The sequence below is a fragment of the bacterium genome (assembly GCA_040753555.1).
GTDB lineage: Bacteria > UBA9089 > UBA9088 > UBA9088 > UBA9088 > JBFLYE01.
On record JBFMDZ010000062.1, the window covers coordinates 1 to 11931 of the forward strand.

The 11931-nt window shown below is 36.1% G+C and carries 12 protein-coding genes, 2 tRNA genes and 1 pseudogene; 1 reads left to right on the forward strand and 14 read right to left on the reverse strand.

Annotation, left to right across the window (positions count from 1 at the left end; all coding sequences use genetic code 11):
* Positions 1 to 186 precede the first annotated feature (186 nt).
* A complete protein-coding gene (locus AB1630_06520) occupies positions 187 to 648 on the forward strand; it encodes a R3H domain-containing nucleic acid-binding protein (GenBank protein MEW6103453.1) in 462 nt (153 codons plus the stop codon).
* A gap of 7 nt (positions 649 to 655) precedes the next feature.
* Here AB1630_06520 and cmk read toward each other — a convergent pair whose 3' ends face one another.
* The 14 genes and pseudogenes from cmk to AB1630_06590 all read right to left on the reverse strand — a co-directional run bounded on the left by cmk (position 656) and on the right by AB1630_06590 (position 11720).
* Positions 656 to 1852, reverse strand: coding sequence for a (d)CMP kinase (gene cmk, locus AB1630_06525; protein MEW6103454.1), 1197 nt, complete (start codon positions 1850 to 1852; stop codon positions 656 to 658).
* Positions 1852 to 3045, reverse strand: coding sequence for an ATPase, T2SS/T4P/T4SS family (locus AB1630_06530; GenBank protein MEW6103455.1), 1194 nt, complete (start codon positions 3043 to 3045; stop codon positions 1852 to 1854). The genes cmk and AB1630_06530 overlap by 1 nt, the downstream gene beginning before the upstream one ends.
* 39 nt (positions 3046 to 3084) lie before the next feature.
* Complete coding sequence (locus AB1630_06535; GenBank protein MEW6103456.1) at positions 3085 to 3564, reverse strand: hypothetical protein; 480 nt, start codon at positions 3562 to 3564, stop codon at positions 3085 to 3087.
* On the reverse strand, positions 3551 to 4399 hold the full coding sequence (locus tag AB1630_06540) for a glycine--tRNA ligase subunit alpha (protein MEW6103457.1): 849 nt from the start codon (positions 4397 to 4399) through the stop codon (positions 3551 to 3553). The genes AB1630_06535 and AB1630_06540 overlap by 14 nt, the downstream gene beginning before the upstream one ends.
* A 107-nt stretch (positions 4400 to 4506) precedes the next feature.
* Positions 4507 to 4578 (reverse strand) — tRNA-Val (locus AB1630_06545).
* A complete protein-coding gene (locus AB1630_06550; protein ID MEW6103458.1) occupies positions 4577 to 5659 on the reverse strand; it encodes an NUDIX domain-containing protein in 1083 nt (360 codons plus the stop codon). The genes AB1630_06545 and AB1630_06550 overlap by 2 nt, the downstream gene beginning before the upstream one ends.
* A gap of 18 nt (positions 5660 to 5677) precedes the next feature.
* Positions 5678 to 5749: transfer RNA gene (locus AB1630_06555), tRNA-Cys, on the reverse strand.
* Between the two features lie 24 nt (positions 5750 to 5773).
* Positions 5774 to 6121 (reverse strand): hypothetical protein, encoded by a 348-nt coding sequence (locus AB1630_06560; GenBank protein MEW6103459.1) that lies wholly within the window; start codon positions 6119 to 6121, stop codon positions 5774 to 5776.
* Positions 6118 to 7260 (reverse strand): hypothetical protein, encoded by a 1143-nt coding sequence (locus AB1630_06565; GenBank protein MEW6103460.1) that lies wholly within the window; start codon positions 7258 to 7260, stop codon positions 6118 to 6120. The genes AB1630_06560 and AB1630_06565 overlap by 4 nt, the downstream gene beginning before the upstream one ends.
* Entirely contained in the window at positions 7232 to 8347 is a 1116-nt protein-coding gene (locus AB1630_06570) for a tetratricopeptide repeat protein (GenBank protein MEW6103461.1), read from the reverse strand. Before AB1630_06570 ends, AB1630_06565 begins: the two co-directional genes overlap by 29 nt.
* A 35-nt stretch (positions 8348 to 8382) precedes the next feature.
* Positions 8383 to 9870 carry a translation initiation factor IF-2 gene (gene infB, locus AB1630_06575; protein MEW6103462.1) on the reverse strand — a complete coding sequence of 496 codons (1488 nt, stop codon included), beginning with the start codon at positions 9868 to 9870 and terminating at the stop codon, positions 8383 to 8385.
* A gap of 49 nt (positions 9871 to 9919) precedes the next feature.
* Positions 9920 to 11341: a menaquinone biosynthesis decarboxylase gene (locus AB1630_06580; GenBank protein ID MEW6103463.1), complete on the reverse strand. Its 1422-nt coding sequence runs from the start codon at positions 11339 to 11341 to the stop codon at positions 9920 to 9922.
* A gap of 5 nt (positions 11342 to 11346) precedes the next feature.
* Positions 11347 to 11463 (reverse strand): annotated as a pseudogene (locus tag AB1630_06585) (PIN domain-containing protein).
* A 14-nt stretch (positions 11464 to 11477) separates the two neighbouring features.
* Positions 11478 to 11720: a PIN domain-containing protein gene (locus AB1630_06590; protein ID MEW6103464.1), complete on the reverse strand. Its 243-nt coding sequence runs from the start codon at positions 11718 to 11720 to the stop codon at positions 11478 to 11480.
* Between the last annotated feature and the right edge of the window lie 211 nt (positions 11721 to 11931).

Here is an 11931-nt window from a genome sequence, read left to right on the forward strand (position 1 = left end):
GATATTGGACATTGGAAATTGGACATTTTTTTGACATTTGAACTTGGGATTTGGGATTTATTATAGAATGGATGAATTTTAAAACAGCCAAACATATAAAATACGATATACTGAATAGTTACATTAAATTTTAAAGAAAAGACAAAATTCTTGCAATCTTTGGATAATTATGATAAAATTAAGATTATGGAAGATATTAATGAAAGCATAATAGCATCACAGGCAATTACAGAAAAAATCTTGTCTTTAATGGGAATATCTGCAAATGTCCTATCGCAAAAAGAAGGGGCTAATATTGTCGCGGTAATCAAAAGCAATGATGCAGGTTTATTGATTGGAAAGGATGGAAAATGCCTTAATGCCCTTCAAGAGATTGCACAGGCAATATTCTTCAAAAAGACAGGTCTTAAAAAAAGGTTGGTATTGGATATTAACGATTATCGCAAAAGAAGAAAGGATAGCATTGTAAAATCTGCAAGCGAGGCGGCAAATAAGGCATTTACAACAAAGGAAGAGGTGGTAATTCCTCCAATGCCTCCTTATGAAAGATATATTGTCCATTCATTTCTCCAGAGTGATCACCGGGTAACCACAATGAGCCAGGGCGAAGGAGGTAATAGATGCGTCGTGGTTATTCCAAATGCCTGATACCTTCTTAAAACCTTCTGATTTCTTCCATAACAAAATCTGCTGTTTTCTGGTAGTCTTTAAGGTCTAATTTTTCTGGAAAAATGGGCTTTCCTATTATAATGCTTACCTTCTTTGGCTTTATAAAAAATTCTCCAATCCCAAGTGCTTTATCCGTGCCGACAACCCTTACAGGAACAATAGGTGTTCTTATGGTTTTATTAGAAAGAGAAGCAATAAGCCCTATGCCTTTTTCTGCCTTATTTCCTTCCCTTGTTCCTTCTGGAAAAATAAGGATAGACCCACCATTCTCAAGGATTCTTACTATCTTTTTTATTACATCCTTATTAAACCCCTTCCTATCCACAGGAATGGCATTTAGGTTTTTTATTATCCATCCAAAAATTGGAAAGAATAGCTCCTTTTTTGCAAAATAGTGCAAATGTCTTTTTATTGAGACCCCTATTACTGGTGGATCAAGGTAGCTTAAATGGTTTGAGGCAATTATAAATGGACCTGTGAGTGGAATATTCTCACATCCATTGATGGATAATCTAAAATATGGCTTAAAAATGCAATAAAGGGCTCTCTTTACAAAGGAATAAAAAATATTCCTTCTGTAAAACCCTATCTTCTCTACTATCCTTTCTGCTACAGCATCCTCTGAAATACTATCTGTTCTTATAAGAAGGCTATCTTTTGGTCTTGTAAAGGGAGCAATGTCCCTTGTTTTGTCTTTGTTATCCCTATTTTCAATCTCCTCGTTATCCCTCCTTTGTTTCCTTATTGAAGACTCTGCATCAAGGAAGAATTTAAAGACCGTATCTGGAAATACAACTGAGCCAATATCCCTTCCCTCAACAACAATTCCCCTTCCTTTTGCAAGGCTTTGAATGAGCCTTGTTACATATTCCCTTACATTGGGATAGGCTGATATAGTAGAGACATTTAAAGAAACATCATTATTTCTTAAATTTTCTGTAATATCCCTATTACAGAATGAAACAGAACCATTGTTTAGAATAATATCATTTTTTTTAAAGATGCTCATAATAGCCTCGGGGTCATTAAGGTTTATATTTTTTGATAGGCCAAGGTAGCAAATAGCTCTATACGCACTACCAGAGGAGCAATAATTAAAACCTAATTTTTTTGCAACTAATCTCGCTGTTGTTGTTTTTCCAGCCCCTGATGGCCCATCAATGGCGATAATGACGGTTTTCATTAAAACCCCTTTTCGCCAAAAGCCTCTTCTTCCTCTTCTTTTTTCTCTTTGTCCTGAAGCCCAAATTTTCTCATTTTAAGGTCAAGGTCTACCTTGTTGTATGAGATGCCGAGAGCTGTTTTTCTCTCTATTTCCTTTCTCTGCCATCTATTGAATAAATCTTCATTGAGGCTTATTATCTCAGGAGACCTTGTTTTTCCATCCAAAGCCTCCTTCATCTCCATAAAATTTGCTCCCTTTTCAATTATATCAGCAACATATGGTGTATTGGCAAGAATTTCACATACCGGAATAAATCCTCCCCCTATTTTTGGAGTAAGTTGTTGTGATATAAATGCCCTCATTACAGAGGCAATTTCCTTGTATGCATCAGCTTTGCTTATATTCTGCCTCAAGGTTATAATTCTCTCAATAGTTTGTATGGCATTCCTTGTATGCAGGGTTGCTAAGACAAGGTGTCCTGTATTTGCGGCTATTATTGCCTCATCCATCTCATCTTTTCCCCTTATTTCTCCAAGCAGAATTACATTTGGATGCTTTCTCAAAGAAGCAACAATGCCGTCATAAAATGATGGAACATCAATCCCAACCTGCTGCTGGATAACAATATCACTTAAACCATTCTCCCCCTCTTTTGGTTTATGAACAAACTCAACAGGGTCTTCAATAGTAACAATAGAAAGAGACCTTGTATCCCTCATCTCTTTTATCATAGCAGAAAGGGTTGTTGATTTTCCAGAACCTGTAGGCCCTGTAACAAGAACCAATCCATCTTTGTGGTCGCATACCATCTTAAGCCTTTCATAAACCTCAGGAGAAAAGGAAAGGTCTGAAAGGGATGGAATTTTGGCTGGAATATTTCTCATTACTATCCCAAGGTTTCCAAAGGTGGATGTAATATGAACCCTAAAATATGCTTTATCTTCTAATGAATAGCTTGTGTCTAACTCTCTTCTTCCAATGTGCTCCTTTTTTGTTATTATTGAGACAATATTGGTTATATCCTCCTGGGTTAATATTGGGTATTCTTCTTTAAAATAGAAATTTATTTCATAAAGGTTGTGGTCTTTAGAATCCCTTAATATAGGATAATTATAAGGGACAAGATAAAGGTCTGGAAAACCCCTTTCTGCCATAAGAGAAAGGATTGAATGAAATACCTCTTCTTTATAAAACCCGCGATATTCTAGCATATAAAAATATTGTTTTAAATCTCTAAATTCTAAATCCTTTTATTCTAAAGAAAGCCATTTTTCTATTTCTTTAGCAAGCTCATCCTTTGTTTTAGGCTCTTCTTTTTTCCCTTTTATAGCCTCAATGAATTCCCTTGTCTTCTCTTCTCCAAGGCTTGCAACAAGGGCCTTTAACCCAATTTTAACAATATCCTCCTCTTTTTCTATTTTTACTACTTCCTTCTCTTTTCCCTTTTCGGTAAAATCAGGGCAGGTTTGGCATTTTTTTATATCAAAGATTGGCTCTTTAATCTTATCACAAACAGCCCTTTCTATTCTTATCTCTACCCTCCTTCCTCCAACACCAAGTGCTGAAAAAACCTCATCTTTTCTTAAAGAAAATACAAGATGGCTACATCTTTTTTCATATACAGGGCAATGTGCCTTACATATCTCTTTTGTTATCCTATTATACCTTGGAATCTTCTTGCAGATGAAATTGCCCTCTTCAGACACGCCAAAAAATTCACATTCGTTCATTTTTTTCAAGATAGAGAAAGCCACATTCCTTCGCAAGGTTTCTTATTTTTTCAATGCAGCTCTTTCTTTCAGAAACGCTTATTAAACCCCTTGCATCTAAAATATTAAATATATGTGAGCATTTTAAAAGATAGTCATAGGCAGGAAGAAAAAGCCCTTTTTTTAATAAATTAAGGGATTCCTTCTCATAAATTCCAAATAGCTCAAAGTGGCTATTGGGATCTGCCATTTTAAAGTTAAATTTAGAAAATTGAACCTCTCCTTCAAGATGAACATCTCCATATGTTGTGCTATTATTCCAGACAAGGTTAAAAACATTGTCCTTCTCTTGAAGATACATAGCAATCCTTTCAAGCCCATAGGTTATCTCGCAAGAAGGAGGATTAAGATGGATAGATGCCATTTGCTGGAAGTATGTAAATTGTGTTATCTCCATTCCATCAAGCCAAACCTCCCATCCCAGACCTCCTGCACCAAGTGTAGGGGATTCCCAATCATCCTCAACAAACCTTATATCGTGTAAATTAGGCTCTGCACCAAGGGCATTTAGGCTTTCAAGGTAGACATCCTGAATATCATCTGGTATTGGTTTTATAATAACTTGAAATTGATAGTAATGGCAAAGCCTATTTGGATTTTCTCCATACCTTCCATCCGTTGGCCTTCTTGATGCCTGAACATAGGCAACCTTCCAGGGTTTTTCTCCCAATACGCGAAAGAATGTTTCTGGGCTAAATGTTCCAGCTCCAACCTCAATGTCATAAGGTTGGGCTATTAAACATCCATAATCAGCCCAATATTTCTGAAGACTAAATATTACATCCTGAAAGGTCATTTAAAAAACTCAAAACTAAAAACTCAAAACTAAAAACTGAGGTTAAGTTTTTTATAAATCCTTACCACAGTTTTGCGCTTTACGTTTTGAATTTTACATTTTTTATCTAGGCGCGAGCGGGCTTGAACCGCTGACCCCTTGCGCGTCAAGCAAGTGCTCTCCCACTGAGCTACGCGCCTATCCCAATATCTCTTGATAAAGCCTTATAGCTTCTCTAATGTCATCTTTGATTCCTGGAATAAATTCATAGGCATCTAATTCATTAGAGAGAATCCACCTATACTCACTAAATTCTGCTTTATTAAGGATTACTTGACCGTCAAGATAATCTACAAAACGACACAAAAATTTTATCCCGGGAATAATAACATCATTTTCTCTATCAACTATCTTATAATCTCCTAATACCCTTAATGGCTCAACTACTATACCAAACTCTTCCATAAACTGCCTTTTTATAGCCTCTTCAAAATATTCTTTTCTATGAACCTGGCCACCCCCACATTCCCAAAGCCCGGGATAAAGCCTTCTTTTATTATTCCGTTTACCCACCAATACTTTTAGTTCATCTTCTCTTTTGAGACAAACACCCGCCACATGCACCTCTATTTGATGAATTTCATCCTCGCGAGTAGGTGGGTGAATTTGAGAAAGACGAACTTCCTTAGAACACCAAACCTCCTTTCCCGCAAAACCACTTATTTCTACTAATCTTTCTCTCCTAAAACCACTTGTTTCAATCTTCTCTGCTTTTTTTACTGTTGAATCATAATCAATTATTATCCCACAAGGCCTGGTAAAATCGCAATAGCGAGAAGTTAAATTAAGCAAATATCCAATATACTCATAAATCTCTTCTTCTGGATAGATTATTTCATTTATAAAACCAACACTCATTCCAATCCCAAATTCTAATAAATCAAAATTGAAACCTTCTTGGCTTAAGTCTTTTTTCTTTTTATCAAATTCATCTTTTAATCCTTTAAGGTTATTCAGCACCACATCAAATTCCTCCTCCTTATAATCTTTTATGATAAGAACCCCATCACCCAGAAATTTTCTATAGTTTTTATCTCTTGGAAAATATTTTTCTATAATCTCATAGAAACTTTTTAATAATTTTACCCGAAAATAGTCATTATTTCCTTCAAGATTGTTCCATCGGGAGAAATTTCTAATATCAACATAGATAACATATCTTCTTACTGCATTAAACTTAACTGCCGACACTTCATCTTTTGGGTGGATAATATTATTCAATTTTTACTTTATCATTTCAGGCGGCGAGCGGATTCGAACCGCTGAATAAAGGTTTTGCAGACCTCTGCCTTCCCACTTGGCTACACCGCCCCATTAGTCCATAATTATATCATATTATTGCTTCAATATCAACTCAATTTCAGCTTTTCCCATATTCATTATCTTTGCTATCTCTGGTATCTCAAACCCTTCATCCCTTAGCCTGAAAACATCAGGAAATCTTTTATTCTCTCTCTCTTTAGCCCTTTCGTCAAGCTCTTTTATTACATCCTTTGCCTCCTTTATCTTCTCCTCTAAAATGTCAATATTTCTTTCTGCAATCTGGTCAAAGGAAGCTATTAGTTTTTCACCCTTTTCAAGAAAGGTAATAAATTCCCTCTTTTCTTCTTTTTTTTCTCTTATCTTCCATATAATAAGAAATAATGTAAGAAATAAAAGAAGGAAGATAATAACATAACTCACCTTTTGTTTCTAAATGAAAGAATAAGCTCTATTTCTCCCTTTCCAATCTTTGTCTTCTTGGCAATCTCCTCTACACTTAATCCATTATCAGCCAATTCATAGATGAGCTTGTTAATTTCCTCTCTGGTGGTTTTGGAAGCTAAAGGAGGAATCTCTTCCCTTTTCTTTGTCCGAATTACAGGCTCTTGCTCAAACATTGTTGCGGATGTTATAAGTGATTCAAGACCTACAAGCCGTTTATGAACCTCGTCTACCAATTCCTTTACCTCCCTATGTCTTTTTTCAATTGTAGAGAGCCTTCCATCCTGCCTTTCTTCAAAACTAGAGAGCATATTTTCATAAGAAAGCTTGTGTTTATTGAACTCATTTTGAAGGGGCATTATAAACTCTGTTGCTGTCTGCCTTGCGAGGTCTTTAAAATTTAAGCCTTTTAATGATGAGAGGTTATTTATCTCAACATCCAATTGGGCAATAGATTTCTTTATCCCTTGATAGGCAAGCCCAAGCTCCCTTATCCTTGGTTCAAGGGAAGAAGAAACATCCTTTGCTATTTGGGAAAATACCTTTCCAGACCTTAATCCTTCTATAAATTCACCTGGAAGCATTCTTTCAATTTCCGATATTTGGGAAGATACTATTTTTGATGATTGCTTTAGGTTTTTAATCTCGTCTTCTATATCAGACGGAGGAATATGAAATAATGGTTTTTGTATCCTCCTTTCCCTTTTCATAAGATGGATAATGATAAGGAAGATAATGAGTAGTCCAGCAATAGAGGTTATTGCTAGGCTAAATATTATCCACAACGGTCTTTTTTTCTCCTCTGTTTGTAGAGGGCCAAATGTCTCAAAAGGCATTGTTTCTTCTTGAATCTGTGAAGGCTCTGTTGAAATTTCCTCTTTAGGTATAGGCTCTAATTTAGGCTCTTTCTTTGGTTTTACTATTCTTCCTCTTCTCTTCTCCCCTTCTCCCCTTCTCCCTTTCTCCGTTTCTTTAACAATTGGAATCTCCTCTATAATCTCAGGCTTGACAACCTCCTCCTTTTCCTTTAAGGAAAAGAGGTCTATCTTGGAATATACCAGAAAAGGAATAAGCAGGAAAAAAAAGGTTTTATTTTTGAGCTCTTCTTTTAGCTTCACGGATTTTCTCTTTAATTCCCCTTGCCGGAAATGGAAGAATTTTATCATCTGGCGTATAATCAACAGAAAGTTCAAGGACAAGGTTAAATTCTAAAAGGCTATTTTTAAAATCACCCTTTTTATAATAGGCATCACCTAAATTATCATGAAAAAATGCTATTAATGGTTCAAGCTCAACAGCCTTTTTAAATTGCGAGATTGCTTCATCTATTCTATCAAGGTAGTAATAGGCTAATCCCATATTATTATGGGCATTTGATGCACCCGGAGAAAGAGAAATTGCATTTTTGTATTCAACAATAGCCTTTTCAAGCATATCATAAGCCTTTTTTTCATTTTTTGTCTTAAGGTAATAAAATCCTCTAGCAAGAAGGGCATTTCCATACATAAAAAATACATCTGGTGTGCAAAGCCCAAATTCAATCGCCATTTTATAATCCTCAATTGATACGAAATCAGAATCCATAGGACTTGTATAATCAGCAAGCCTGAAATAGGCATTTCCCCTTGAATAATAAAATAAGGGGTTGTTTGATTCCAAAGAAATAGCCTTTGTAAATGCATCCTTTGCAGATTCTAATTCATCTTTGGAAAGCAAGGCACAGCCTAAAGAAAAATTAGCATCTGGCTCATCTGGTGCTAACTCTAGTGCTTTTTTAAGGTAAAAAATGGCATCATCAAATTTTTCTAGCTTAATGTATGCCTTGCCAATGGAAAGGTTTGCCTCAAGGTTTTCGGGGTCTATAGATAGAACATCCTTATAGGATGCCCCTGCTTTCTTATAATCCTCTTCCTCCATAAGGATTTGTGAAATTAAAAGCCTGCTTTTTGTATCATCTGGAGAAAGTAAAGATGCCTTTAAAAGGGCATTCTTTGCCTCTTTATTCATCTTTAGCCTATAATATGTCTTTCCAAGATAGAACCAGGAAAGAAAGCTATCAGGAAAGGCACTTGTAGCTTTTTTAAAATTAGAAAGGCTATCTTCTAAATTATTTTTGAAATAGCTATCTATTCCAAGGTTATAATATATATTTGTCTCACAAAAAATAAGACAAGGGATAAAAAGGAGAAAAAGGAATTTCTTCATTTTTTGCTAATTCTATCTTTTAAACAAGGTTATTGTCAAGATTTTTCTTCTTTTATGGCAACAAATGCCTCAAGGACATCGCCCTCTTTAATATCAGAATAAGGAATGCCTATTCCACACTCAACACCAGCTTTAACAAAAGGAACATCCTCCTTAAATCGCTTTAACGAGGTAATTGATGTCTCTATAATAGGTTCACCCCCTCTGATAATTTTTACCTTTGCACCCTGCTCTATTTTTCCTCCCTCAACAAAACAACCAGCTATTAATTTCTTCTCAATCTTAAATACCTTCTTTACAATTGCCCTTCCAATTCCCTTAAGCTCTACTTTTGGAGCAAGTAAGCCCAAAGCCGCCTTTTCTATCTCTTCTATTGCCTCATAGATAATATCGTATGTATATATTTTTACACCCTCTTTCTCAGCCAATGCTTTTATAGAGGCAGAAGGCTTAATATGAAAACCAATGATTATTCCATTTGCTGCCTTTGCAAACATTATATCCTGCTCAAGGATACCTCCACAACCTGAATGGAGGATTTTTATAGATACATTATTTAAAGGAAGCTCCTTTAAAGAAGAGCATAGTGCCTCGCAGGTTCCAGAGACATCTGTCCTTATAATTAAGGGAAGCTCTTTAACCTCGCCTTCTTCAATCTTTTTAAATAGCTCTTCCAGGCTAATCTTTGGCTTTTCAAAGCTCATTTGGGGTTCTTTCTTTTCCTTTAAAATAATATCTGCCTCCTCCTTGCTTATCACAAACAGTCTTTCTCCAGCCTCTGGAAGGGTTGAAAATCCTAATACCTCTACAGGCGTTCCCGCAGATGCCTCATTAAGCCTCCTTCCTATATCGTCAATCATAGCCCGAACCCTGCCAATATTAGAGGAAACAGCAAATGTATCCCTTATCTTTAAAACGCCGTCTTGAACAATAATGGTTCCAACAGGACCTAACCCCTTATCAATTCTTGATTCAATAATTGTTCCCCACCCCTTGTTTTTTGGATTATAAGATAAAGAGAGCATCTCTGCTTGAAGAAGAATCATTTCAAGAAGGTTATCAAGCCCCCTTTTTTCCTTTGCTGACACCTCACAAAAAATAGTATCGCCTCCCCATTTTTCATCAATAAGCCCATGATTTGCAACCTGTTGCCTTATTTTGTCAGGGTTTGAGGAAGGAAGGTCAATTTTGTTTATTGCTACAATAATTGGAACACCCGATGCTTTAGCGTGGTTTATTGCCTCAATTGTTTGAGGCATTATACCATCATCAGCTGCTACAACAAGGACAACAATATCTGTAACCTTTGCTCCCCTTGCCCTCATTGCTGTAAATGCAGAATGACCAGGTGTATCTATAAAGGTTATTTCTCCATTTTTTGCCTTTATTTTGTAAGCTCCAATATGCTGGGTTATTCCACCTGCTTCTCCCTCTACTACCCTTGTATTCCTTATAGCATCAAGAAGCAAGGTTTTTCCATGGTCTACATGACCCATAATTGTAACAACAGGAGACCTCTGCATAACGCTATTATAAATTGAAATAAAGGCTATTGCAAGAGATTTATATTGTTTAAAAACTAAAAATCCCTTTCCATTTTTTATCTACAAGGGTTTCTATTTCGGGATTCATTATTGTCTCATCGGGATAAGATTCTTTTTTTGTCCCATCAATTGCCATCTTTGAGCCATAGCCAAAGCTATAACTTGCATGGTCTAGTATATCAAGCGGCCCATCAACAAAGAATATATCCCTCCTAGGGTCAATGTTTGAAAGAACCCTCCAACAGACATCACTTAGATTATGCACATCAATATTTTCATCAACAATGACAATTATCTTTGTGCCAGATATTTGACCAAGCCCCCAGATGGCAGAGACAACCTTTCTTACTGTCCCAGGGTATTCATTCTTTATTGAGACAATGGTAAGGTTATGAAACACCCCTTCAATGGGAAGGTTCATATCAACAATTTCTGGAATAAGCATTTTTATTAAGGGAAGGAAGATAATGCTTGTTGCCTTTGCGATGAAGCAATCCTCCATTGGAGGCTTTCCAACAACCGTCGCAGGATAGATTGGTTCTTTCCTATGGGTAATGCAATTTATGTGAAATACAGGAAATTTAGAAATTTCTGAATAATATCCGGTATGGTCGCCAAATGGCCCCTCATTCCTTTCCTCATCTGGCAAAATGTATCCCTCAAGGACAATCTCTGCCTCAGCTGGAACCTCTAAGTCTATTGTCTTACATTTAACCATCTCAACCGGAGCCTTTCTTAAAAACCCAGCAAAGAGCATCTCATCAAATCCATATGGAAGAGGTGATGTGGCAGAGTAAATGACCTCAGGTGGACCTCCCAACGCTACAGCGACAGGCATTTTTTTTCCTGCTTTCTTATAGGAAGAATAATGCCTTGCTCCATCTTTTCCTGGATGCCAGTGCATCCCGGTTGTTTTTTCATCAAATATTTGCATCCGATACATCCCACAATTTCTTTTTCCATTCACATCCTTTGTAAAAACCAATGGTAAGGTGATAAACCTTCCACCATCTTTTGGCCATAGCTTAAGATGAGGAAATTTCAATAAATCAGGTTTTTCCTCAATAATCTCCTGACAAGGTGCATCTTTTACAACCTTTGGAAAAAATTGGGATACCTCAAATAGCTTTGGAAGAAATTTTATCTTATCAATTATCCCAGACGAAGGTTTTATCTCAAATATCTCCTCAATTCTTTTACAAATTTCAGAGAATTCTAAAACACCTAATGCCATTTTCATCCTTTCAAAAGAGCCGAATAGGTTGGTTACCAAGGGGTATTTAGAACCTTTTGGGTTTTCAAAATATAGGGCTTTCCCATTATTTTTACAAACCCGATTGGTAATACAGGATACCTCAAGCTCAGGGTCTATTTCTTTCTTTATCCTTAAGAGCTTCCCCTCCTTTTCAAGCCCTTCTATAAATTCCCTTATGTTTTTAAATCCTTTCAAGGTTTTTACATCTCATAAAGCCTTACCTCTGGTATCTTTTGAAAATGGAAATCAAGGGTAAAGATGGGGCAATTTTCTCTTTTGGCTAAGCTAGCAATTAAACAGTCTGTCAGAGGGACGGTTAAACCCCTCTTTCTTAATCAAAGGAAAGCCTGCCAACCTCTTCCCAAATGGAGGTTTCTTCCTTAAGAAAAGGAAGAGAAATAATTGCTTCTTTTAATTTTTCCAAATCTTTTTCTTCCCTTGCCCCCTGAAGAAGCTCTGCCATTATGCTTCCCGTGATTACTATCCTATTTTCTTCTAAAAGCCTCTTTACCTCATCTCCCCTTTTAGATTCTTTCTCCTTAAAATATTCAATCCAAACAGAGGTATCAATGATTACCTTTTCTGTAACTACTCAGATTTTTTAAGTTTTGCCTTATAAGTCAATAGTATAACCTCCTACCTGTTTTTTTACAAATAATATTGTAACTATTCAGTATATCGTATTTTATATGTTTGGCTGTTTTAAAATTCATCCATTCTATAATAAATCCCAAATCCCAAGTTCAAATGTCAAAAAAATGTCCAATTTCCAATGTCCAATATCA

What these genes read in the sequence shown, in the direction of transcription:
- AB1630_06520 (MEW6103453.1), top strand. Translation starts at nt 187, where the DNA reads ATGGAAGATATTAATGAAAGCATAATAGCATCACAGGCAATTACAGAA.
- cmk (MEW6103454.1), bottom strand. Translation starts at nt 1,852, where the DNA reads ATGAAAACCGTCATTATCGCCATTGATGGGCCATCAGGGGCTGGAAAA.
- AB1630_06530 (MEW6103455.1), bottom strand. Translation starts at nt 3,045, where the DNA reads ATGCTAGAATATCGCGGGTTTTATAAAGAAGAGGTATTTCATTCAATC.
- AB1630_06535 (MEW6103456.1), bottom strand. Translation starts at nt 3,564, where the DNA reads ATGAACGAATGTGAATTTTTTGGCGTGTCTGAAGAGGGCAATTTCATC.
- AB1630_06540 (MEW6103457.1), bottom strand. Translation starts at nt 4,399, where the DNA reads ATGACCTTTCAGGATGTAATATTTAGTCTTCAGAAATATTGGGCTGAT.
- AB1630_06570 (MEW6103461.1), bottom strand. Translation starts at nt 8,347, where the DNA reads ATGAAGAAATTCCTTTTTCTCCTTTTTATCCCTTGTCTTATTTTTTGT.
- infB (MEW6103462.1), bottom strand. Translation starts at nt 9,870, where the DNA reads ATGCAGAGGTCTCCTGTTGTTACAATTATGGGTCATGTAGACCATGGA.